The 21,682-nt window shown below is 67.7% G+C and carries 23 protein-coding genes; 10 read left to right on the top strand and 13 right to left on the bottom strand.

The features are described from left to right. Positions 1 to 4: 4 nt before the first annotated feature. On the bottom strand, positions 5 to 1,087 hold the full coding sequence (disA, locus tag HF877_RS19110; protein WP_169622779.1) for a DNA integrity scanning diadenylate cyclase DisA: 1,083 nt from the start codon (positions 1,085 to 1,087) through the stop codon (positions 5 to 7). A 98-nt stretch (positions 1,088 to 1,185) separates the two neighbouring features. Here disA and HF877_RS19105 point away from each other — a divergent pair, with 98 nt between their 5' ends. Continuing rightward, positions 1,186 to 1,749 carry a PaaI family thioesterase gene (locus HF877_RS19105; RefSeq protein WP_169622778.1) on the top strand — a complete coding sequence of 188 codons (564 nt, stop codon included), beginning with the start codon at positions 1,186 to 1,188 and terminating at the stop codon, positions 1,747 to 1,749. Between the two features lie 23 nt (positions 1,750 to 1,772). On the opposite strand, the gene dinB is transcribed toward HF877_RS19105, so the two are convergent. From dinB to HF877_RS19090, 3 genes are all read right to left on the bottom strand, one after another. Further along, complete coding sequence (dinB, locus tag HF877_RS19100; RefSeq protein WP_169622777.1) at positions 1,773 to 3,044, bottom strand: DNA polymerase IV; 1,272 nt, start codon at positions 3,042 to 3,044, stop codon at positions 1,773 to 1,775. A 34-nt stretch (positions 3,045 to 3,078) separates the two neighbouring features. Further along, the gene (gene radA / locus HF877_RS19095; RefSeq protein WP_169622776.1) at positions 3,079 to 4,470 is read right to left on the bottom strand and encodes a DNA repair protein RadA; all 1,392 of its coding nucleotides are present in this window, start codon (positions 4,468 to 4,470) and stop codon (positions 3,079 to 3,081) included. An 83-nt stretch (positions 4,471 to 4,553) separates the two neighbouring features. Beyond that, on the bottom strand, positions 4,554 to 5,168 hold the full coding sequence (locus tag HF877_RS19090; protein ID WP_169622775.1) for a hypothetical protein: 615 nt from the start codon (positions 5,166 to 5,168) through the stop codon (positions 4,554 to 4,556). Positions 5,169 to 5,443: 275 nt separating this feature from the next. On the opposite strand from HF877_RS19090, the gene HF877_RS19085 reads away from it, so the two are divergent. Genes HF877_RS19085 through rlmB form a run of 5 tightly spaced genes read left to right on the top strand, consistent with a single transcriptional unit; the run spans position 5,444 to position 9,532 of the window. Then, positions 5,444 to 5,932, top strand: a complete 489-nt coding sequence (locus tag HF877_RS19085) for a CarD family transcriptional regulator (protein WP_072702544.1) — start codon at positions 5,444 to 5,446, stop codon at positions 5,930 to 5,932. 35 nt (positions 5,933 to 5,967) lie between these two features. Continuing rightward, the gene (gene ispD / locus HF877_RS19080) at positions 5,968 to 6,675 is read left to right on the top strand and encodes a 2-C-methyl-D-erythritol 4-phosphate cytidylyltransferase (protein ID WP_169622774.1); all 708 of its coding nucleotides are present in this window, start codon (positions 5,968 to 5,970) and stop codon (positions 6,673 to 6,675) included. Positions 6,676 to 6,681: 6 nt separating this feature from the next. Then, positions 6,682 to 7,158 (top strand): 2-C-methyl-D-erythritol 2,4-cyclodiphosphate synthase, encoded by a 477-nt coding sequence (gene ispF, locus HF877_RS19075; RefSeq protein WP_169622773.1) that lies wholly within the window; start codon positions 6,682 to 6,684, stop codon positions 7,156 to 7,158. A gap of 11 nt (positions 7,159 to 7,169) precedes the next feature. Then, on the top strand, positions 7,170 to 8,564 hold the full coding sequence (cysS, locus tag HF877_RS19070; RefSeq protein ID WP_169622772.1) for a cysteine--tRNA ligase: 1,395 nt from the start codon (positions 7,170 to 7,172) through the stop codon (positions 8,562 to 8,564). Then, entirely contained in the window at positions 8,564 to 9,532 is a 969-nt protein-coding gene (rlmB, locus tag HF877_RS19065; protein ID WP_169622771.1) for a 23S rRNA (guanosine(2251)-2'-O)-methyltransferase RlmB, read from the top strand. The genes cysS and rlmB overlap by 1 nt, the downstream gene beginning before the upstream one ends. A gap of 54 nt (positions 9,533 to 9,586) precedes the next feature. On the opposite strand, the gene HF877_RS19060 is transcribed toward rlmB, so the two are convergent. Further along, positions 9,587 to 10,549: an alpha/beta fold hydrolase gene (locus HF877_RS19060; RefSeq protein ID WP_169622770.1), complete on the bottom strand. Its 963-nt coding sequence runs from the start codon at positions 10,547 to 10,549 to the stop codon at positions 9,587 to 9,589. A 191-nt stretch (positions 10,550 to 10,740) separates the two neighbouring features. On the opposite strand from HF877_RS19060, the gene HF877_RS19055 reads away from it, so the two are divergent. Both HF877_RS19055 and HF877_RS19050 read left to right on the top strand, forming a co-directional pair. Continuing rightward, a complete protein-coding gene (locus HF877_RS19055; RefSeq protein WP_240952728.1) occupies positions 10,741 to 11,283 on the top strand; it encodes a hypothetical protein in 543 nt (180 codons plus the stop codon). Positions 11,284 to 11,293: 10 nt separating this feature from the next. After that, entirely contained in the window at positions 11,294 to 12,337 is a 1,044-nt protein-coding gene (locus HF877_RS19050; protein ID WP_169622769.1) for an alpha/beta hydrolase, read from the top strand. Between the two features lie 13 nt (positions 12,338 to 12,350). Here the strand turns inward: HF877_RS19050 and HF877_RS19045 are convergent, their stop codons facing one another. Next, positions 12,351 to 13,019 carry a TetR/AcrR family transcriptional regulator gene (locus tag HF877_RS19045; protein WP_169622768.1) on the bottom strand — a complete coding sequence of 223 codons (669 nt, stop codon included), beginning with the start codon at positions 13,017 to 13,019 and terminating at the stop codon, positions 12,351 to 12,353. 362 nt (positions 13,020 to 13,381) lie between these two features. On the opposite strand from HF877_RS19045, the gene HF877_RS19040 reads away from it, so the two are divergent. Together HF877_RS19040 and HF877_RS19035 are read left to right on the top strand one after the other, a co-directional pair. Next, positions 13,382 to 14,512 carry an ABC transporter permease gene (locus HF877_RS19040; protein ID WP_206037361.1) on the top strand — a complete coding sequence of 377 codons (1,131 nt, stop codon included), beginning with the start codon at positions 13,382 to 13,384 and terminating at the stop codon, positions 14,510 to 14,512. After that, entirely contained in the window at positions 14,509 to 15,195 is a 687-nt protein-coding gene (locus HF877_RS19035; RefSeq protein ID WP_169622767.1) for an ABC transporter ATP-binding protein, read from the top strand. The genes HF877_RS19040 and HF877_RS19035 overlap by 4 nt, the downstream gene beginning before the upstream one ends. Before the next feature lie 29 nt (positions 15,196 to 15,224). Here HF877_RS19035 and HF877_RS19030 read toward each other — a convergent pair whose 3' ends face one another. From HF877_RS19030 to HF877_RS19000, 7 genes are all read right to left on the bottom strand, one after another. After that, complete coding sequence (locus HF877_RS19030) at positions 15,225 to 16,088, bottom strand: biotin-dependent carboxyltransferase family protein (protein ID WP_296551627.1); 864 nt, start codon at positions 16,086 to 16,088, stop codon at positions 15,225 to 15,227. A gap of 25 nt (positions 16,089 to 16,113) precedes the next feature. Beyond that, positions 16,114 to 16,776 (bottom strand): allophanate hydrolase subunit 1, encoded by a 663-nt coding sequence (locus HF877_RS19025; RefSeq protein WP_169622765.1) that lies wholly within the window; start codon positions 16,774 to 16,776, stop codon positions 16,114 to 16,116. Positions 16,777 to 16,786: 10 nt separating this feature from the next. Next, on the bottom strand, positions 16,787 to 17,545 hold the full coding sequence (locus tag HF877_RS19020; RefSeq protein WP_169622764.1) for a 5-oxoprolinase subunit PxpA: 759 nt from the start codon (positions 17,543 to 17,545) through the stop codon (positions 16,787 to 16,789). A gap of 74 nt (positions 17,546 to 17,619) precedes the next feature. Next, positions 17,620 to 19,215 (bottom strand): GMC oxidoreductase, encoded by a 1,596-nt coding sequence (locus tag HF877_RS19015; RefSeq protein WP_169622763.1) that lies wholly within the window; start codon positions 19,213 to 19,215, stop codon positions 17,620 to 17,622. 92 nt (positions 19,216 to 19,307) lie between these two features. Continuing rightward, positions 19,308 to 19,880 (bottom strand): TetR/AcrR family transcriptional regulator, encoded by a 573-nt coding sequence (locus HF877_RS19010; protein WP_169622762.1) that lies wholly within the window; start codon positions 19,878 to 19,880, stop codon positions 19,308 to 19,310. 25 nt (positions 19,881 to 19,905) lie between these two features. Further along, entirely contained in the window at positions 19,906 to 20,802 is an 897-nt protein-coding gene (locus HF877_RS19005; RefSeq protein ID WP_169622761.1) for a metal ABC transporter permease, read from the bottom strand. After that, complete coding sequence (locus tag HF877_RS19000; protein ID WP_169622760.1) at positions 20,799 to 21,665, bottom strand: metal ABC transporter ATP-binding protein; 867 nt, start codon at positions 21,663 to 21,665, stop codon at positions 20,799 to 20,801. Before HF877_RS19000 ends, HF877_RS19005 begins: the two co-directional genes overlap by 4 nt. Between the last annotated feature and the right edge of the window lie 17 nt (positions 21,666 to 21,682).

The raw sequence follows: 21,682 nt of genomic DNA, 5'->3' as shown, positions 1-21,682 counted from the left end.
AGCGTCAGTCGTAATGGTTGATGGCCGATTCGGCCAGCCGTGACAGTCCCTCCCGGATGTAGCGCGCCCAGAGCGCGCCGATGCCGTCGACGGCCTGCAGATCCGCCGCGGTGGCCGCGAGCAGACCCTGCAACGTGCCGAATGCGGCGACAAGCCGATGAATCTGCTGGGATTGCAGGCGCGGCACGCGGTGCAGCACCCGGTATCCGCGGGGACTCATCGGCGCATCGAGCGCTTCGATGGTGTCGGGATAGCCGAACGCTCTCGAGAGCGTGGTCAGGTCCAGCAGGTCCGTGTCGCTGAGGCCGGCGAGGCGATCGAGTGCCTGCTCCACACCCCGCGTCGACGGTGGCTCGTCACCCGACAGATAGTCGCGGACGATGAGCTGCCGGGCCAATTGATTGTCGCCGACCAGTTCTTCGAGCTGCAGTGCCAATTGGCGGCCGTCGGTACCGAGTTCGAGCACGTCCTGTTCGATCTCCACCGACAGGCGATGCATCATCTCGAGCCGCTGCGCCACCGTGAGCGCGTCGCGCAGCGTGACGATGTCTTCGATCTCCACCACCGACAGCTGCCGGGTGACGTCGTCGAGCCGCGCCTTGTAGCGCTCGAGCGTGGACACGGCCTGGTTGGCGCGCGAAAGTATCGTCGCCGAGTCGTTGATCACGTGCCGGCGTCCCGCGACGTACACACTCACGATGCTCATCGACTGGCTCACCGACACGACGGGATAACCGGTTTCGATGGCTGTGCGCTCCGCGGCCCGGTGGCGGGTACCGGACTCCACGGTGGGGATGCTCGGATCGGGAACGAGCTGGACGTTGGCGCGGACGATCCGGGTGCCGTCGGTCGAGACCACGACGGCGCCGTCCATCTTCGACAGCTCGCGCATCCGGGTCGGTGCGAATTCCACGTCCAGTTCGAAGCCGCCGTCGCACAGCGCCGCGACCTTCTCGTCGAAACCGAGAACGATCAGTCCGCCCGTGCGGCCGCGCAGAATGCGTTCGAGCCCGTCGCGCAGGGCGGTGCCGGGGGCGAGTCGGGCGATGGTGTCGCTGAGCGTCGCGGACCGCGCCGACTCGGTCATGTGGCAGATTCCTTCCGTGTCCGGATCCTGCGGTCGTGGTCACATTCCAGGGAGGGAAGAAAAAGGCTCCCGTGACCGCGCAACTACATTACTTGTTCATGAGCAGTACCTGGACCTTGCCCGACGACGTCGTTCTTCCCGAGCCTCCGGCCGACCACCCCGGCCCGGGCGCTCCTGTGCCCCAGCACTGGTCCAAGTGCTTCGGATGCGGAGACGATCAGCCCACCGGCCTCGGAATGGAGTTCACCACCGGGGAGGGACTCGAGGTGATCGGACGGTTCGAGGTCGCCAAGCGCTACCAGGGCGGTCCGGGCTTCATCCACGGCGGCATCCTGATGACCGCGTTCGACGAGGCGCAGGGCATGGCCTGCAACGCCGCACTGCGCTCGGCTGTGGTCACAGCCCATCTGGGCATCGACTTCGCGCGTCCCATCCCGCTCGGTGCGGTACTCGAGTTGCGGGCCCGGGTGGAGGGCACGGTCCGCCGCAAGGTCTACACGCGCTCGGAGGCCCGGATCGTCGAGGGGCCGCTGGCAGATCCCGATGTGATCGTGGGGTCGTCCTACGGGTTGTTCATCGTCGTGGGCCACGAGCATTTCGCCAAGGGGAAGGATTTCGCCGACGGACTGCCCGGCAACGACCAGGACATCTCCGCGGTCTGATGCGTGCCGGGCTCGGTGCTCGGTCACTGCGTATCGGGTAGCAGCGGCACGCCCGGGCGATGGTCGCGGCCGAGCAGTGTCGCCGACGTGACCGAACCCGCGCCGAATCTTCCGTGAAGGTCGTCGAGCACGGAGTCGAGCGCGTGCCGGTCGATCGGTGAGTGCGTGACGCGGCCCGGCTCCTCGCCGGAGACCGGGCATTCGCGTCGGGGGCCGGGCGGTACGTCCTGATCGAACGGCAACTCGAGCTGCTCGGTGCCTTCCCCGTCGAGGTTGGTGACGGCGATGCCCACCAGGGTTACTCCTCGCTCGGCGATCAGCGGTCGGGCTGCCGAGAGCAATTCGCGGGCGGTGTCGCCGATCAGGTCGGTGCGGGCGGTCGGGCTGCCGAGCGTGTACGACCGTGTGGCCCGCGCGTAGTCGGCGAACCGCAGTCGCAACACCACGGTGCGGCCGAGACGGTGTGCCCGCCTCATACGGCGGCACACCCGGTCGACGAGTAGTTGCAGCGTCGCCTCCACGGACTCGTCGCTGTGCGGCCCGCGGCCCAGGGCATGCTGCGCGCCCATCGAACTGCGTCCGCGATGCCGGACAGGGCGTGGATCGTGACCGACGGCGAGTGCGTGCAGATGGCGCCCGGCTGCGGCGCCGAGGAGCGCCACCAGGTCGGATTCGGAGTGCTGCGCGATGTCGCCGACCTTGCGGAGCCCGTGGGCGTGCAGTTTCGCGGCGGTGACCTTCCCGACGCCCCAGAGTCGTTCGACCGGCAGCGGGTGGAGGAAATCGAGTTCGGCGTCCGGCGGGACACGCAACAGGCCGTCGGGTTTCGCGACTCCGCTGGCAACCTTGGCGAGAAACTTCGTCCGAGCGATGCCCACGGTGATGGGCAGCCCCACCTCGTCGGCCACTCTGCGCCGCAACCGCGCCGCGATCTCGAGGGGCTCACCCGAGATGCGGCGTACCCCCGACACGTCGAGGAACGCCTCGTCGATCGAGATGCCCTCGACGATCGGGGTCGTGTCGTCGAACACCGCGAACACATCGCGCGACGCCCGGGCGTACGCCTCCATGCGGGGCGGAACGGAGATCACCCCGGGGCACAGCGCTCGCGCGGCGCGTCCCGACATCGCGGTCTTGATGCCGTAGGCCTTCGCCTCGTAACTGGCGGCCAGCACCACGCCGCCACCGACGACGATCGGTTTCCCCCTCAGCCACGGATCGTCGCGCTGCTCGACCGACGCGTAGAACGCGTCGAGATCGGCATGGAGGATCGTGGCTTCACCGGACACGAACATATGTTCGCACGGACGCCCGACAGGATCGCCGTTCTCAGCGCGACAGCGTCGACAATGCCTGTCCCACGTTCGTCACCTCGGTGGCTTTCATCCCCTTCGGGACACCTTCGACGCCGCGCGGGACCACTCCGCGGGTGAATCCCAGCCGGTTCGCCTCGGCGAGCCGGCGACCCGCGCCGGCGACGCGGCGCACTTCACCTGCCAGGCCGACTTCTCCGAGCAGCACGGTGCCGGCGGGCACCGGTTGATCCCGGACGGCCGACGCGACCGCGAGAGCCAGCGCGAGGTCGGCGGACGGATCGGTGATCCGCATGCCGCCCACCGTCGAGGCATAGACGTCGCAGTTGCCGAGCTTGCCCAGCCCGCAGCGACGCTCCAGCACGGCAAGCACCATCGCCACCCGGGCCGAGTCGAGCCCGCTCACGGCGCGGCGTGGCGACGGGTTGTGGGTGGGCACCACGAGCGCCTGCACCTCGCCGAGCAGCGGCCGCTTCCCGTCCATGGTGACGGTGACCGCTGTGCCCGGTACCGCTTCGTCGCGGTGCTGGAGGAACAGGCCGGACGGATCGCTGACGCCGACGATGCCGCTCTCGGTGAGTTCGAAACAGCCCACTTCGTCGGCGGCGCCGAATCGGTTCTTCACTCCGCGCACCATTCGGAGCGTCGAGTGCTTGTCGCCTTCGAAGTGCAGCACCACGTCGACGAGGTGCTCGAGGGACCTGGGACCGGCGACGGCGCCGTCCTTCGTGACGTGGCCGATCAGGAGCACGGGCACACCGCTGGACTTGGCGAGTGTGGTGAGGGCACTCGTCACCGCGCGCACCTGCGTGACGCCGCCGGTGACACCGTCGACGTCGGCGGCGAGCATCGTCTGTACCGAGTCGACGACCAGCAGCGTGGGGCGTACCTGCTCGACGTGCCCGAAGATTGTGGCGAGGTCGGACTCGGCCGCGAGGTACACGCGGTCGTGCACCGCCCCGGTCCGGTCGGCGCGCAGCCGTACCTGCCCCGCCGATTCCTCGCCGGTGACGTAGAGCGCGCGCTCGTCGCTGCCGCGCTGGGCCCACCGATGGACCACTTCCAGGAGCAGCGTCGACTTGCCGACGCCGGGTTCTCCCGCGAGCAGCACGACCGAACCGGGAACTATTCCGCCGCCGAGGACGCGGTCGAGTTCGTCGACACCCGTGGACTTCGCGTAGGTGGCTTTTCCGTCGATCCGGGACAGCGGGGTGGCCGGGGTGGACGGCAGCACCGCGGCAGCGCCGGCGCGGGCGAGGGTGGTCCCGGCACGCGCAGCGACGGCCGTGGGTTGCGGAAGGGCCTCGTCCATCGACCCCCATGTTCCGCATTCCGGGCATCGGCCGACCCATTTCCCGACGGTGTGCGCGCAGTCGGAACAGCGGTAGAGCGACTTGGTTTTGACCACTGCCGGAGGATAGTGGCCCGCCCCGACAGAAAAGACCCCGGTCGGCAGTGCTCGACCGGGGTCTTTTCGGAGTCTGGGTGCGGCTAGTGTGCCTCGCCGACAATCGGCGACATGTCGGACTCGTCGCGCGGGGTGATCGGTCCTGCGTCGATCGGCACGGAGACGGTGATGTCACCGGCCTCGGCGAAGGAGAAGGTCACCGGAACCGTCAGTCCCGGACGGACGAGTTCGTTCAGGCCGACCAGTTCGACGGTCGCGATGCTCGGCGCGTCGGGCGGGGTCTCCTGGGTCTGCGCCGGCTGCGGCGACTCGTCGAGGCGGGCGGTCTCGGTGGACTCACCGGCGATCACCGACGACTGGGGCGCGATCTCGATCTCTTCCGCATTCACGGACGACGCGAACTCGGTGGAGATGTCGGTGAGGACGTCCGGGGTGTAGGTATCGAGGTTCACCACCGTGAAACCGAGCAGTGCGGTGCCACCCGGTTCGATGCTGTACTCCTCGGAGTTCGGGTAGATCACGTGCACGTTGCGCAGCGCGATAGATCCGACCTCGGCGTTGTTGCCGTTGATCGCCGCGACCTGAATGGCGGTCTGGCTGATCTGGCCGGCACCGCATGCCGACAGCGTGAGCGTCGCTCCGGCCGCCAGGGCGAGGGCGGTCACGACTCGCCGAGTCGGCGCTTTGAGAGCAGTCACGGGTTCCTCCATCGAGTAAGGCTCGCAATCCACTAGGCAGAGTAGTAGTCAGCGAGCGACCTGTGTACGGCGGGGCCGGAACTCGTAACTTTTGGTGTCGCCCCCGAAAGCCCGGACATGCCCACTCCCTAAGGGTGACACACGTCACATAAAGCACGGAACCGACTGCCTGTCAACCCCTGCGCTCACGTATCGATGCCCCTGACCTGCACCGTTGATGGGAGGACGGGGTAGTCACGTGTTAAACTCGGTGAATCGAAAGGGGCACGGGACACATGATTTTCAAGGTCGGAGACACCGTCGTATACCCCCACCACGGTGCGGCGCTGATCGAAGCTATCGAAACGCGCACCATCAAGGGTGAGCAGAAGGAATATCTGGTTCTGAAAGTCGCGCAGGGCGACCTCACAGTGCGAGTTCCTGCAGATAACGCAGAGTACGTCGGAGTTCGCGACGTTGTTGGACAAGAGGGCCTCGACAAGGTTTTTCAGGTGTTGCGCGCGCCGCACACCGAAGAGCCGACCAACTGGTCGCGGCGGTACAAGGCCAACCTCGAGAAGTTGGCCTCCGGCGACGTCAACAAGGTCGCGGAAGTTGTCCGCGACCTGTGGCGCCGGGAGCAGGACCGCGGCCTTTCCGCAGGTGAGAAGCGAATGCTGGCCAAGGCTCGTCAGATCCTGGTGGGCGAGCTCGCTCTCGCGGAGGGCACGGACGACGTCCGCGCCGCGAGCATGCTCGACGAGGTTCTCGCAGCCGCGTCCTGAGTGGCGAGCCGCGTGAAGAACCCCGAACACAGCAAGTGAACGATCGCAACGGGCCGGTCGTCGGAATCATTCCGGCGGCCGGCCGCGGCGTTCGTCTGGGCGAAGAACTGCCCAAGGCGTTCGTCGAACTGGATGGCCGGACCATGCTCGATCGAGCGGTCGAAGCCATGCTCGACTCCGGCGAGGTCGACCGCGTGGTTGTCGTCGTGCCGCCGGAACTTGCCGCGACCCCGCCGGCCGAACTGGTACGGCCCCCGTTTTCGAAACGGGTGCTCGTCGTCGCAGGAGGTGCCGAACGCGCCGATTCGGTGCGTGCCGGGCTCGCCTGCGCGGGCGACGCGCGATTCGTGCTCGTGCACGATGCGGCCCGGGTACTCACCCCGCCCGAGATGTTCACGCGGGTGGTCGCGGAACTGCGACGCGGAAGCGACGCGGTGATACCGGTGCTCCCCGTCACGGACACCATCAAGAGCGTCGATGCCGAAGGCGCTGTCACCGGAACACCCGACCGCGCGACCCTGCGCGCGGTACAGACACCGCAGGGTTTCGACGTCGCACTCCTTGCCCGCGCGAACACCGACGTCGGTGATGCCACCGACGACGCCGGACTCGTCGAGCGGCTCGGGGAACGAGTCGACACCGTCGCGGGCGATCCACTCGCCTTCAAGATCACTACCCCCTTGGACCTGGTCCTTGCGCGAGCACTGCTCACGGCCGGGGTTCGAACCGCAGAGGAGCGCTGAACCGTCGTGCGTGTCGGAATCGGAACGGACGTGCATCCCGTCGAGGCGGGTCGGCCGTGCTGGATGGCCGGACTGCTGTTCGAGGACGCCGACGGATGCTCGGGCCACTCGGACGGTGACGTCGCCGCGCACGCCCTGTGCGACGCGCTGCTGTCCGCGGCCGGTCTCGGCGACCTGGGAACAGTCTTCGGTACCGACCGTCCGGAGATGGCGGGCGCATCGGGCGCGGCCATGCTCGCCGAGGTGCGCAGGCTCCTGACGGAGGCGGGATGGACGATCGGCAACGCGGCGGTCCAGGTGGTGGGTAACCGTCCGAAGATCGGGCCGCGACGCGACGAGGCGCAGCGCGTGCTGTCCGACGTCCTGGGCGCTCCCGTGTCGGTGTCTGCGACGACCACGGACGGTCTGGGATTGACCGGACGAGGCGAGGGTGTGGCGGCGATCGCCACCGCGCTCGTCCTGCAGCAGAGCGACGACCGGTAGGATCGACGGTCGTGACCTTGCGCCTTTACGACACCGAAACGCGGGATGTGCGGGAATTCGTGCCGCTCGTCCCCGGCCATGCCTCGGTGTACCTGTGTGGTGCCACCGTTCAAGGCGAACCCCACATCGGCCATGTGCGCAGTGGTGTCGCCTTCGATGTTCTCCGCAGGTGGCTGACAGCCCAGGGCCTCGACGTCGCGTTTGTGAGAAACGTCACAGACATCGAGGACAAGATCCTCCGCAAGGCCGCGGAAGCCGGCCGTCCGTGGTGGGAATGGGCGGCGACCTTCGAGCGCGCGTTCAACCGGGCCTACGACGCGCTCGGTGTCCTTCCGCCGTCTATCGAGCCACGCGCCACCGGGCACGTCACGCAGATGGTCGACCTCATGGAACGACTCATCGCGGCGGGCCACGCGTACCCCTCCGACGGCAACGTCTACTTCGACGTGAAGAGCTATCCCGAGTACGGGTCGCTGTCCGGGCACAAGCTCGACGACGTGCACCAGGGTGAGAGCGCCGGGCTCGGCAAGCGCGACCCTCGCGACTTCACTCTGTGGAAGGCGGCGAAGCCGGGTGAGCCCTCGTGGCCCACTCCGTGGGGGCGCGGCCGTCCCGGATGGCACCTCGAATGCTCTGCGATGGCTACGTTCTATCTCGGTGGCACCTTCGACATTCATTGCGGCGGAATGGATCTTGTCTTTCCCCACCACGAGAACGAAATCGCTCAGGCTCGGGCGGCAGGCGACGGCTTCGCCCGGTACTGGCTGCACAACGGCTGGGTGACCATGGGCGGCGAGAAGATGTCCAAGTCGCTCGGCAACGTGCTCTCGGTCCCGAACGTGCTCACCAAGGTCCGGCCCCAGGAATTGCGGTACTACCTCGGCAGTGCGCACTACCGTTCGATGCTCGAGTACTCCGAGGCAGCGCTCCAGGAAGCGGCCGCCGCCTACCGGGGTCTCGAATCGTTCGTGCTCAAGACCCGCGATCGTGCGGGCGAGGTTCCGGTCGGTACGTGGACGGACGAATTCGCGCAGGCACTCGACGACGATCTCGGTGTGCCCAAGGCGCTCGCCGAGATCCACGGCCGGCGCAGCGAGGGCAACAAGGCACTCGACAACGGTGATCTCGATGAGGCCGTCCGGATCGCGTCGCAGGTGCGCGCGATGCTCGGAATTCTCGGAGTGGACCCACTCGATGCACACTGGAGTGACTCCACCGCCGACCGATCGGCGGCTCTGGAAGCGCTCGACGTGCTCGTCTCCGCGGATCTCATCCGCAGGCAGAATGCGCGAGCAGACAAGAACTGGGCGATCGCCGACGAGGTGCGCGACCGGTTGACAGCGGCAGGTATCGAAGTGACCGATACGCCGAACGGACCCGAGTGGTCTCTGAAAGCAGGACAGTGATGGCAGGCAATTCCCAGCGCCGCGGCGCAATTCGTAAGGGCGGAACCAAGAAGGGGCAGGTCGTCGGCTCCGGCGGTCAGCGCCGTCGTGGTCTGGAACCGCGCGGTGCGACACCCAAGGCCGAGGATCGTCCGTACCACGCCGCCGCACGGCGATCCCGTGCTGCCGCGAAGGCGACCGATACCTCCCGTGGTGGCGGTCGGCGTCCGGCGGGCCGCAAGCCCGAGGACGGGCCGGAGATGGTGCTGGGCCGCAACCCCGTCGTCGAATGCCTGCGTGCCGAGGTTCCCGCGACCGCTCTGTACGTCGCGGTCGGAGCCGAAGCGGACGAGCGACTCAAGGAAGCCGTGCAGCGGGCCGCCGACATGGGCATCTCGATCCTCGAGGTGTCGCGCGCGGAACTCGACCGGCTGTCCACCAACGGAATGCACCAGGGCGTGGGTCTCCAGGTGCCGCCGTATCGGTACGTGCATCCCGACGACCTGATCACCCGCGCGAAAGAACTCCATGAGCGGCCGCTGCTGGTCGCGCTCGACAACATCTCGGATCCGCGCAACCTCGGTGCCGTCATCCGCTCGGTCGCGGCGTTCGGCGGACACGGCGTGGTCATCCCGCAGCGGCGTTCGGCGTCGGTGACCGCCGTGGCATGGCGGACCAGTGCGGGCGCGGCAGCACGACTGCCCGTCGCGCGCGCCACCAACCTGACCCGCACGCTCAAGGACTGGCAGGCGCAGGGTGTGCGTGTCGTCGGTCTCGACGCCGGCGGAGACACCACGCTCGACGAGTTCGACGGCACCGATCCGGTGGTCGTGGTGGTCGGCTCCGAGGGTAAGGGCTTGTCGCGTCTGGTCCGCGAAACCTGTGACGCCGTGTTGTCGATCCCGATGGCAGGCGATGTGGAATCGCTCAACGCGTCGGTGGCTGCGGGCGTCGTGCTCGCCGACATCGCCCGGCAGCGCCGCGCGTAGCGTCACCCGGCTTCGACACCGCGACCGCCGCTACCACGGCGGTCGCGGTCGTTTCTACGGCGAGGGTGCGGTGGGTGACCATCCCGTGAACGGCGGCACCGATACGCACGGCACCGGGCGCGGGTTGTCCGGGTCGAGGGCGTTGAGGACGACCGCTGCCGCCACGGGGTCGTTGACGATGGCGACGTGTTCGGCCCAGTCCGCCTCGCAGTGGTCCTGCAGCACGAAGTTCGTGGCGTTGCCGGCTTCCCGGTAGCCGCTGGTGTGCGGAAGCACCAGTTCGTCGTATCGCGTGATGATGTTGGTGTACCGGACCTCGGGCGCGTAGACGCCGTCGGCGTGCAGATCCCGGAACCACTGGGAGCCGGCGAGCACCTGCGGGCATGCCCCGCAGCCCACGGTCGCGACGAGTTGTTCGAGTTCGTCACGCAGACCGGCCTGGCCGAACAACGAGAAGGTGGCTTCGAGCAGGAACGCGTGGCTGCCGTCCCACAGCGGCGCGAGGGAGATGTGGTCCCGGACCTTGGTGTTGCCGCCGAGACGGTTGAGGTAGTACGTGGGCATGAGGGTGCCTTGCGAATGGCCGACGAGGGCGACTTTCTCGGCCCCGGTCGCCTCCAGCACCTCGTCGACGAACACCGACAACTCGGCGGCGCTCTGTTCCATGGGTTTCAGGCCGCCGAATGCGTTCAGCGGCCACGGCAGGTCGGGATAGTTGCCGTATGTGAGCGCGAAGACGCAGTAGCCCTCGTTTGCAAGCAGTGGTGACAGGTAGGCCCAGTTGTCCTGTCGATTAGCGGCTGTTCCGTGTACGAGGATCACCGGGTCGGGGTGCTCGTCGGAGGGCTCACACGACCAGTCGTTGGAGCCGGGCGCCGACCCTCCCGGGTTCGCGAGTTCCATTCCGATGCCGTCGAGAAATGTCGGCGCGAGCGGGTACTGCTGAGCCCCAGTGTCTTCGGCGGATGCGACGCCGCTTCCCATGATCGTGCCCGCTGCCACGATCGCTGTACCCATGACTGCTGCCGTTATCCGACGCAACACGTCGCCACCTCTGTCTCCGCCACCGATGTCGCGAGAAAGTTAACAGAGATTCACATTTGTGACGAGGGTGATGTCTCGATTGGCCGGATTGTCTGCCCCGGATCGGTGTGGAAGCCCGCCGGACGGGGTAAAGAAGCACAACAGTCGACGTGGGGAGGCACCGTATGTACAGCGCTCGATTCGACGGTCGGTTCGAGGTTTCACCGCCTCTGAACGCCGGTGAGATCGAGTTCCTTCGCGCCTTCGCCGGTCCCGCGAGCGGGCCGCACAATGCGGGACGGGACGGTCTGCCGACGCGGGGTCGTCCGATGTCGTGGTGCCAGTGGACTCCCACGGACGACGGATCGGCTCTGGTGTGGGACGGCGACGAGCACTTCTTCCGGCACGCCGAATGGCTCGCCTATCTGATCGATTCGTTCCTGTCGCCGCGTGCCCGTATGCGGCGGGTGCTGAGGGGACGCCGCGACCGGTTCCCGGAGGTGTTGTCGCACTTCACGTTCGACCATGTCGTCGACGGCGTCGTCTCGGTTCAGTCGAGTTCGGGAGAAGAGGAATGGATCACGGTGCGTGACAACGTCGTCCAGAGTGTCGCGCAGGTAGGCGGCCGTTTCCGGTCCGAGGCCACCCGTCCCGTGCAAGGTCTGTGCCTCAGTGCGCTCCACCGCTCGGAGCGCGCCACCGTTCCGGAAGCGACCGCGGTCCTCTAGTGTTGCGGCCGTGGCCGCTCCGCTCCCGTTCCGCACCAAGCTGTTCGCCCTCGTGGAGGGCCTCACCGGCGCGTCCATCGCGGACGAACCGCCCGAGGCGGTCCCCGCGCGACGCGCACGCCGGACGAAGCTGTTGTCCTCGCGCGTCGGGCGATGGGTCGCCGGCCGGCCACACCGCGCCGCGCACATCGTCGACCGCACGGTCGAGTTGCAGCCCGCCGAGATCGCCGGACTCGAATCCGCCACCGAGTCTGTTACGTTGCGCCTGCGCATCTACCGGCCGTCGGGTTCGGCGCCCGGTCCTCTCCCTGCCGTAGTGCTCTTCCACGGCGGAGGCTGGGTGCTCGGTGAGCCCGAGCAGGACGAGTGGTGGGCGAGCCACATGGCTGCGGAGTCTCCGTGCGTCGTCGTGTCTGTCGATTACCGGCTTGCGCCCGAAAACCCGTACCCTGCGGCGGTATTCGACTGCTGGTCGTCTCTGCTGTGGGTGGTCGAGCATGCTGCCGAACTCGGCGTGGACGGGACGAGGGTGGTGGTGGCCGGGGACAGTGCCGGCGGCAATCTCGCCGCGGTCGTCGCGGATCTCGCCGCGCAGTCCGGCCTCTCCGCACTGGTCGGACAGGTGCTCGTCTATCCGGGCACCGAGATGGAAGAGGTATTTCCCTCCGAGCGCGAGCACGCCGATGCGCCCGTCCTGACCTCCCGCGGTATGCGCGCGTTCGTCCGCTTGTACCTCGACGGCGCAGATCCGTACGCGCCCACGGCGGCACCGTTGCGCGGCAGTCTCGCCGGCGCCACGATTCCTGCGCTCATCCAGGTCGCCGGGCACGATCCGCTGCGCGACAACGGCGTGTTCTATGCGGATGCGCTGCGCGAGAAGGGCGGCGACGTGACCCTGACGGAGTACGAGAACGCAGTCCACGGGTACCTCAGCCTGCCCGGCGTCTCGCCTCCCGCACGCCGCGCCCTCGCTCAGACGATCGAGTTCGTACGGCGTGTCACGAATCCGGAGATCTCGGGGGAACCCGGTTCCCAGGCTCGATCGGACGCCTGAGAGCCGTCTCCGATCAGGACTCGGACGACAGGTTCTCCTCGCCCGCGTCGCAGATCGCCGCACAGCCGGGTTCGGCGTGCGGGTCACGGTCGAGGGCGCCCACGGCCCCCATCACGAACGGAACCACCATCGAGATCACCTCGTCGACCGGCCCGCCGTCGGCCAGCACCTGGCGGTGGGGGTCCAGGCAGCCCAGGATGCACCGGCTCGCGGACCGTGCGTCGATCAGCCGGAACACTCCCGACTTCTCGCCTTCGACGAGGATCCGGTAGACCACGTCCTCGAGTTCGTTGAGTTGCGAGGTGAACTCCAGCTTGGTCGCATTCGGGATCAGGCTCATCACGGGCGGTGTCACGGGGTGGGGCCCGGCGAATTCGAGGAGAACCAGCTCGACGACGGTCTCGAGCATGTCGCGGGGATCGTCCATCCCGGCGAGCTTGCGCGTGAGCAGATCGAGAAACCGCTCGATTTCATGGGCGGACCACGCGAGGAGCATCTCGGATTTGTCGGCGTAGTAGTTGTAGATCACCGTGCGGGTCAGGCCGGCTTGCGCGGCGACGGCTTTGACCGATGCGCCGTCCCATCCCTCGCGGGCCAGCACCTCGGCGAAAGCGCTGAGGATGCGAGTGCGAGTGGCGGATTTGTGCTCGGCCACGGTGTGCCCGGCGTTCAGGATAGGCACGTATTGCTCCGGGATCGGATCGGGGACTTGTGACCGATCGAAGGGTACACCCCGGCGGATCGAGCGCGCCGAAAGTGCGTCGGCTCGGATGCCTTCGGGGGGCCCGAGCGCGTCTCGAACCATGATGTTGACGACATGTCGTCATCAAATTTCAGGCCTGGCCGGCCGCCGGCAAGATCAGTGATAAGCGCAGGTAGAGGGCGGTTTCTGGCGCGTTTCGAGGTCGGGAAACTACCCCATTGTCGTAGGTAAACCTTAGTGGTAACGCAACTCATCCTCTGTTGAAATCGGAGAAGTGAGTCCCGTGCCCGCCTACCTCATCCCAGGTGCCTTCGCCTGAGCGATCCTTTCCAGGAGCCCCTATGTTTCTTGCAGTGCGTGAACTGGTGTTCGCGCGTACACGTGTTCTGCTGATGGCATCCGTCATCGCCCTGATCTCGGTTCTGATGGTCATCCTCTCGGGCCTGTCCTCCGGACTCGTCGACGACGGAGTCTCGGGCCTTCAGCGGACGCCCGCCCAGGCGTTCGCCTTCCAGGAGGGCACGAAGACGGACTCCGCATTCTCGCGGTCCGTCGTCACCGAAGAGCAGGCGGCGGCATGGGCTGCCCAGCCCGGCGTCGAGCACGCCGAGCTGATGGGCAACGCCATCGTCAACGCGCACACCGGCGGCGGCATGGCGATCGACCTGACACTCTTCGGCATTGTGCCGGGCTCCTTCCTCGAGCCCACCGCAGGCGAAGGCACACAGCTGAGCGGGCCGAGAGACATCATCCTCAGCGAGACCGCTCGTGACGAAGGTGTCGCTGTCGGCGACACCGTGACGGTCGACCGGCTCGGGACGGAAATGACCGTCGTCGGGTTCACGGAGGACAAGCGCACCTTCGGCCACGTCGACATCGCGTACGTGCCGCTGGCAACCTGGCAGGAAATCAACGCGGGCACGCTCGAAGGCGCCGCCACCGAACCGCGGGCGTACACGGAGGCGAGTGTCGTCGCGATCCAGGGAACGGACGGCTCCCTTCCCGACCTGGCCGCCGGTGACGCCGCAGCAGGCACTGCGAGCAAGACCGTCGAGGAGTCGTTCGACTCCTCCCCGGGTTACTCCGCGGAGACGATGACGATGTCCATGATCATCGCGTTCCTCTACGCGATTTCGGCACTGGTCGTCGGTGCGTTCTTCAGCATCTGGACCGTCCAGCGGCTGCGTGAACTCGCGGTCCTCCGCGCGATGGGTGCGTCCACCGGATATCTGATGCGCGACAGCATCATCCAGGCAGCCCTGATTCTCGTCGTGTCCGTCGCCTTCGGTGTCCTCGTCGGCCTCGGCCTCGGCTCCGGACTCGAAGGAACGGGCATGCCGTTCTCGCTCCAAACGGGCCCGATTCTGCAAGGCGCACTGTTGCTGATCGTGCTCGGCCTCATCGGGGCCGGACTCGCGATCGTGCGAATCACCCGTATCAACCCCCTGACGGCACTGGGAGAGAATCGATGAGCGCCCTCACCACCACCACGGGCCTGAGCCTGCGGAATGTCGGCCTGCAGTTCGGCGACGGCGACAGCACCGTCACCGCACTCGACGACGTGAACCTCGAAGTTGCCCCCGGCGAACTGGTCGCGATCGTCGGTCCGTCCGGCGCGGGCAAATCCAGTCTCCTGGCCGTGGCCGGAGGACTGATTCATCCCACCACCGGCACGGTTGTGCTGCGGGACGTCGACCTGACCGCCACACCGCGTCGTCAGCTCGCCGAAATCCGCCGCAATCAAATCGGGTTCGTGTTCCAGTCCTCGAATCTGCTGCCGGCACTGACCGCGCTCGACCAGCTGCGATTGATGTCGACGATCACGGGACGGCCCGGGCGTGACCCCCACGAGCTCCTCGAATCCGTCGGCATGACCCACCGCGCGAACAAGCGTCCGGGCCAGCTGTCCGGTGGCGAACGTCAGCGCGTGGGTATCGCTCGCGCCCTGGTCACCGAACCCGCCGTGTTGCTCGTCGACGAGCCCACCGCGGCGCTGGACCGTGCTCGGAGCCACGACGTCGTGCAGCTTCTGGCGGACGAGACCCATAGTGCCGGGGTCGCCACGATCATGGTCACGCACGACCACGACGTGCTCGTGCACTGCGATCGCGTACTGGAAATGATCGACGGCAGGCTGTCGCCTCTCTCCGAGTGACGTCGCAGACGACACAGCATGCGGCCGGGCTACCGGGTGACGGAGAACCGCACCCGGTGGCCCGGCCGCAACTGTGCTGCGAGGGGGAGATCGGCGCGTGCCACCACTGCGATCACCGGGTATCCACCCGTGACGGGATGGTCGGCGAGGAACAGCACCGGATGCCCCTCGGGGGGTACCTGTAGTGCTCCGGGAACCATCCCCTCGCTCGGAAGTTCGGCTCGCCGCGACCGGTGGAGCGGTCCGGTGCCCCGCAGCCTGATGCCGATCCGGTCGAGCCGGGGCGTCACCGTCCAGCGTTCCCGCAGCAGGGCGCGCACGGAGGCCGGCGTGAACCAGTCGTCGCGCGGGCCGAGGCGCACCCCCAGTTCCACCGGATCGCCCAGGTCGGCGGGCGGGGGGAACTGTTCTTCGACAGGCAGGGCGTCGGCGAGTGCGCCCACCGGTAGACGATCACCTGCCCGAACGGGCGCGGGACCGGTGTTCGACAGCGTGTCGGTGGCCCGGCTCCCGAGCACCTCGGGAACATCGATGCCTCCGCGGACAGCCAGGTAGGACCGCAGTCCGATCGACGGTGGCCGGATCGCCAGCACATCGTCGTTGCTCAGGTGAATCCGCGACCAGTCACCCCGGGGCCGCTCGTTCACGGTGACCTCGGCACGCGCCCCGGTCACCGCCACGATCATCGCGCCGACGCTCCGCACGACGAGCCCGCCGGCCGTGACCTCGAGGGTGGCGGCGCCGGGGTGGTTGCCCACCAACCGGTTCGCCGCATCGTGCGCCGTCCGGTCGGCAGCGCCGGACGTGGTCAGTCCGGTTCCGCCGTGGCCGGGGCGACCGCGATCCTGGACTGTCGTGAGAACGCCGGGGGAGACAACCTCGAACCACGCCACCGCCCCAGTCTCGCGCACGGCGCCGTCACCCATCCGTGCGTCGGATGTCGGGCGCCGACGACTCTGTCACCAGCGGATGCCGCACCGGCCGGAACCGGACGCGGACACCGGGGCGGAGTAACGCAGCAGGGATCCGATCCGGTTGCCACAGTTCGGCATCGGTCGTCCCGATCAGCTGCCATCCTCCCGGTGACTGCCGGGGGTAGATCCCGGAGAACTCGCCGGCCAGCCCCACGGCTCCGGCCGGAACCGCGACACGCGGCGACTCGCGCCGGGGAACCTGCAGACGATCGTCACCTCCGGTGAGGTACGCGAATCCGGGAGCGAACCCGCCGAAGGCGACGGTCCAGGCCCGGTCCGTGTGTGCCGAGATCACGCCGTCCGCACCCAGTCCGGTCCTCTCTCCGACCTCCGTGAGATCGGGGCCGTCGTACCGGACATCGATCACGATCTCGTCGGCGACGAGGGTGTCCGCATCTACAGGTGGGGTCTCGGCGATCCATCGGCGCACGGTGTCTCCGCGAATCTCCCGGGGTTCGAAGCGAACCAGCACCGTACGGGCGGCGGGAACGAGGTCGACGACGCCGTGCGGCCGGTCTGCGTCGAGCGCCCGGTAGTGCGCGAGCACGTCGTCGAGCGATGCGAACTCGGCGAGCAGCGCGGCGTCTCCGTTCGGCAGGATCCTCATCGATCGTCCCTCACACGAATGCTTCGATACCGATGCTCTCGGCGTCGAGCAGAGCACGTACGGCAATTGCCATCGCGGTGGCGCCGGGGGAGTCGCCGTGAATGCACACCGACCGAGCGGTGACGGGCACGTCACTGCCGTCGAGTGCCGTCACCACACCTTCCGTCACCATGCGCAGCACGCGTCGCGCCACCGTGTCCGGGTCGTGGAGGATCGCATCGGGTTCGTGCCGGGAGACGAGTGTGCCCTCGGGTGTGTACGCGCGATCGGCGAACGCCTCGCTGACCACCGGCAGTCCCGCGCGTTCGGCCTCGTCGAGAAGCACCGACCCCGGCAGGCCGAGAACCGGCAGCGAGTCGTCGTACGCGCACACCGCAGCGACCACCGCACGAGCCTGCTCGCGATGGTGCACCACCGCGTTGTACAGCGCGCCGTGCGGTTTGACGTAACTGACGGACGAACCCGCAACCCGCGCGAGTCCCTCCAGAGCGCCGATCTGGTAGATCACTTCGGCGGTGAGTTCGGCCGGCGTCACATCGATGAACCTCCGGCCGAAGCCGGCGAGATCCTGATATCCCACCTGCGCGCCGATCCGCACGTCGCGTTCTGCGGCGGCCCGGCAGGTGTCGAGCAACGTCGAGGGGTCGCCCGCATGGAACCCGCAGGCGATGTTCGCGCTCGAGACGAGTCCGAGCATCGTCTCGTCGTCGCCGAGCCGCCACTGGCCGTAGCTTTCACCGAGGTCGCTGTTGAGGTCGATGCGAGGCACGAGACAAGTCTAGGGCCGGTGGGGCCGCAACCGGCCCGCGCTCTCCCGCGATGCTCTTTCGAGCGGAAGTGCTGTCAGAAGACGACGCCCACGTCGCGCGCGACGATGTCGTCGAGGGCTCGCTCGACAACTGCGGCGATCGTCATCGACGGGTTGCAGGCCGCCGTGTTGCCGGGCATGAGTGCCCCGTCGAGTACATACAGGCCGCGCTGCCCGAGCACCCGCCCGTCGAGATCGCAGACGGTTCCCATACTCGCTCCGCCGAGGGGGTGCCAGGTGGACGGGACAACGGTGTTCGTGTCCGTCAGGATGTCGTTCGGCCCGGCAATCTTGCGGGCGGCAGGATCGATGTGATCGTTCTGGATGGCTGCGTCGCCGTCTGTGGGCCACCGCAGAATCGCATCGTCGCGGCCGGAGTCGTAGACGAAATGTCCTCGGCCCGCGCTGACGCCGAAACCGACCATGACCGTGCTGCGGGTGTCGAGTCCGTACGCGGAGGGGATGGACGCCTGGATGACGGTGAACGCGTTGTTCGGGTCGTCCCAGTTCTTGCTGCCGTACACGACCGGGCCGCCCTGCACTGCGCCGAAGCTGTCTTCCAGACTGGTCCAGAGGTAGATGCGGTCCGCGTTCGACCCCCACCCGCCGCCGAGTTCGTCGGGCATGTCGGTGATCCGGCCGTGCGCCGATGCGCGCACGAGAAGGCGGGTCGTGTTGAGACTGCCCGCGGACAGTACGAGGGCGTCGGTGGTGAGGATCTTGTTCTCGACCACCGCGCCGGTGGTGTCGATCCGGTCGACGTGCACGGTCCATCGCCCGTCGGCGGCGCGCGCGACGTCGGTTACCTCGTGGAGCGTCTCCACCGTCACCAGGCCGGTCTGCTCGGCTGCGGCGATGTAGGTGACATCGACCGAATGCTTGCCACCGTTGTTGACACCCAGTGCGCCGGACCCGTCGGTGTACGACGGCCGCATCTCGCCGCGAAGTTCGGCCAGTGCGTAGTCCCAGTCGATCGGCATCGGGATCTTGTCGAGTGGTAGGCCCGCTCGTGTGACGCGCTCGGCGAAGATCCGGGAGGTCTTGTAGTGAGGGCTCGCCACCAGTTCGTCGGGTGCGACGGCAAGCTTCAGCATGTGCGCGACTCGCGGATAGTGCACGCGGTCCAGGGTGGCCCAGTCGAGATCGTTCGGGAGGTTCGCTTCGAACACGGACTCGCTGGGCTGCAACGACATCCCCTGATACAGGAGCGACCCGCCCCCGACGCCGGCTGCGCACAGGGCAGTCATGTTCTCACCGGCGACCGCCTCGACGAGACCGGTGTACGGCTCGAACACATGCGTGCGGCCGAACAGTTCGGGATTCGACCGGTGCCACAGAATCCGCTTGTCGGGTGCGTCGATTCGCGGAAAGGTCGTCGAATTCGATCCGGTCGGCCACCGTATTCCGCGTTCGAGGACGGTGACGCGCACGCCGGCCTGTGCGAGCCGTAGCGCCGTCACGCCACCTCCGAACCCGGATCCGACGACGACGCGGTGTTCTTCCCGCGTGAGAGGGACCCTGTTCACGCGCGCTGCGATGCCGAGTGCGGCCGGGGCGACTCCGGTTCCCGCGAGCGACAATCCGGCGACTGCGGCTCCGGCGAGAAAAGCCCGGCGTGTGACGTGCGGCAAGTGATCCCCCCGGATGGTTGCGTCGGCCTCGGGGGTCTTCGGACAGCCGGCCCCGGAGGCGTCGCAAAACTAGACACTCTGGGGCCATAGTGTCAAGATCCCGGTCCTGCTTCGGGCCGGGTATGTGACAGCGCCGGCCCGAGCCACCGGGTCAGGAAGCGTCTGAGTTCGTCGTCGGAGTGCACCGCTTCGTCGTCGAACAGCACTACGGACAACCCCAGAAAGAGCGAGATCTCGATGATGTCCTCGAGTTGTGATTCCACCTCGGGGTGCCGGGTAACGAGCGGCGCGAACAGGGTGCGCGCGACCGGCTTTGCCCGCGCGACCATGCCGTTGTCGAACACCGGGTTCTCTCCTTCGGAGCGCAGCAACGCGGCCAGGATGGCGTTGTCGCGCACGACGGTCCGGCTCGCGACGATGAGTTCGACGACGTAGTCGGCGGGGGTTGCGATATGTCGGAGACGCGTGTGGATCCCCGCGAGTGCCTCCACCGCCACTCCCGCGACGGCCTGGGACACAAGTTCTTCCCGGGACCCGAAGATCGAGTACACGGTCTGCCGGGACACCCCGGCAGCGTGTGCCGCGCCGGCGATGGTCACGCCTTCGAAGCCGACCTCCCCGATCAGTTCGACGGTGGCGTGCAGAATCTTGTTACGGGACCGCATCGGACGATTGTCCGCTACCGGGTCGTCAGTGCCGGACGGTGCTCGCGGACGGAGTGCGGCCGACGCCCCGCCGCCTGCGCGAGGACCCGACAATCCGGCACACCAGGTAGATGACGAACGCGATGGTCGTGATGAAGCTGGACACGGGGACTCCGGGCGCGAGCGCGAGGAGGATTCCTCCCACCGCGGCGATCTCCGCGAAGATCACCGACAGCACGGTTGCGGCGAGTGGTCCGCTCACGACTCGGGAGGCGGCAGCGGCCGGTGTGATGAGCAGCGCCATCACGAGCAGGGCGCCGACGATCTGCACGCCGAGGGCCGCGGTGACTCCGACGAGCACGGCGAAGACGATCGACAGCGCCCGGACCGGCACGCCTCGCGCGGCGGCGACTTCGGGGTCGGTGCTCGCGAACAGCAGCGGACGGTAGATGAAGATCAGGGTGCCGATGACTACGACCGCGCACGTCGCGAGCAGAGTGATGCCCGTTCCTCCCGGCGCCACGATCTGACCGGTCAGCAGTGAGAACGCCGCGCCGGTGCGGCCGTCGTACGCCCAGAGCAGCAGCACGGCCAGTCCGAGGCCGAACGCCATGACCACACCGATCACGGAGTCTCGTTCGCGCGCGCGGGTTCCCAGGATGCCGAACAGGATCGCGGCGATCACCGCGCCCACCACGGCCCCGAGCCCGACGGAGACGCCGAGAAGCAGAGCGGCGGCCGCACCGGTCAGGGACAACTCGGAGGTGCCGTGCACCGAGAACGCCATCTGCCGGCTGATGATCAACGGGCCGATGATCCCGGCGAGGAGACCGAGGATGGCACCGGCGACGAGGGCCTGCTGGACGAAGTCGTACTGCAGGAGGTCGGCGGTGGTGTCGAAGTCGAACAGCCGTCCCATGGCGTCGGTGAACTTGCTGCTCATGCGTCGTCCTCGTGTTCGTGATGGTGAACGCCCTCGCCGGGACGCAGACCGCCGGCGCTGCCGAGCGCGTCGATGGCGTCCCCGGTACCGATGACGACGAGGCGCCCACGCACCTCGAGGACCTCCACGTCGGTGCGGTAGAGCTCCGAAAGAACCTCCGAGGTCATGACTTCGGAGGGCGTCCCGATGCGGAACTGACCGTCCACGAGATAGAGCACGCGATCGACGAGAGGGAGGATCGGATTGATTTCGTGCGTGACGAACAGGACGGCAGTGTTGTGATCGCGACGGCGCCGGTCGATGAGCGACGAGACGAGGTGCTGGTTGGCGAGGTCGAGGCTGAGCAACGGCTCGTCGCACAGCAGGACGTGGGGATCGCCGACCAGCGCCTGCGCGATACGCAGACGTTGTTGCTCGCCTCCCGACAGGGCGCCGATGGGAGCCCCGGCGTATGCCTCGGCTCCTACCTGGGCGAGTGCCGCGTCCACCGCGACTTTCCGCTGCTTCCAGAAACGGATCCCGGTGCCCCAGCGGTGACCGTCTACGCCGAGACCCACCAGGTCGCGCCCGCGCAGGGGGACACCCTCGTCGAGGGTCTTCTGCTGCGGCACGTAGCCCAGATGCGAATTACCGGCACGCACCGGCGATCCCGCGATGGTCGCGGTTCCGCCGCTGAGCGGCAACTGGCCGAGGAGGACTTTCAGCAGGGAGGTCTTGCCCGCCCCGTTCGGTCCGAGGACGGCCACGAACTCACCCGGTTCGATGGTGAGATCGAGATCGTCCCAGAGCACACGATCGCCGAATGCCAGCCGCGCGCCGCGGAGTTCGACCGCGTGGGCGCGGTCGGGTGTCGAAGAATTCACCGGAGTCCGTGTTCTCG

The sequence above is a fragment of the Rhodococcus sp. BL-253-APC-6A1W genome, from assembly GCF_012843405.1.
GTDB lineage: Bacteria > Actinomycetota > Actinomycetes > Mycobacteriales > Mycobacteriaceae > Rhodococcus.
The sequence above is the reverse complement of the archived record's forward strand: the minus strand, read 5'-3'. Positions and strand labels throughout refer to the sequence as shown.

What these genes read in the sequence shown, in the direction of transcription:
- disA (WP_169622779.1), bottom strand. Translation starts at nt 1,087, where the DNA reads ATGACCGAGTCGGCGCGGTCCGCGACGCTCAGCGACACCATCGCCCGA.
- HF877_RS19105 (WP_169622778.1), top strand. Translation starts at nt 1,186, where the DNA reads ATGAGCAGTACCTGGACCTTGCCCGACGACGTCGTTCTTCCCGAGCCT.
- HF877_RS19040 (WP_206037361.1), top strand. Translation starts at nt 13,382, where the DNA reads ATGTTTCTTGCAGTGCGTGAACTGGTGTTCGCGCGTACACGTGTTCTG.
- HF877_RS19005 (WP_169622761.1), bottom strand. Translation starts at nt 20,802, where the DNA reads ATGAGCAGCAAGTTCACCGACGCCATGGGACGGCTGTTCGACTTCGAC.
- rlmB (WP_169622771.1), top strand. Translation starts at nt 8,564, where the DNA reads ATGGCAGGCAATTCCCAGCGCCGCGGCGCAATTCGTAAGGGCGGAACC.
- HF877_RS19085 (WP_072702544.1), top strand. Translation starts at nt 5,444, where the DNA reads ATGATTTTCAAGGTCGGAGACACCGTCGTATACCCCCACCACGGTGCG.
- HF877_RS19055 (WP_240952728.1), top strand. Translation starts at nt 10,741, where the DNA reads ATGTACAGCGCTCGATTCGACGGTCGGTTCGAGGTTTCACCGCCTCTG.
- HF877_RS19025 (WP_169622765.1), bottom strand. Translation starts at nt 16,776, where the DNA reads ATGAGGATCCTGCCGAACGGAGACGCCGCGCTGCTCGCCGAGTTCGCA.
- dinB (WP_169622777.1), bottom strand. Translation starts at nt 3,044, where the DNA reads ATGTTCGTGTCCGGTGAAGCCACGATCCTCCATGCCGATCTCGACGCG.
- HF877_RS19010 (WP_169622762.1), bottom strand. Translation starts at nt 19,880, where the DNA reads ATGCGGTCCCGTAACAAGATTCTGCACGCCACCGTCGAACTGATCGGG.
- HF877_RS19060 (WP_169622770.1), bottom strand. Translation starts at nt 10,549, where the DNA reads ATGGGTACAGCGATCGTGGCAGCGGGCACGATCATGGGAAGCGGCGTC.
- HF877_RS19035 (WP_169622767.1), top strand. Translation starts at nt 14,509, where the DNA reads ATGAGCGCCCTCACCACCACCACGGGCCTGAGCCTGCGGAATGTCGGC.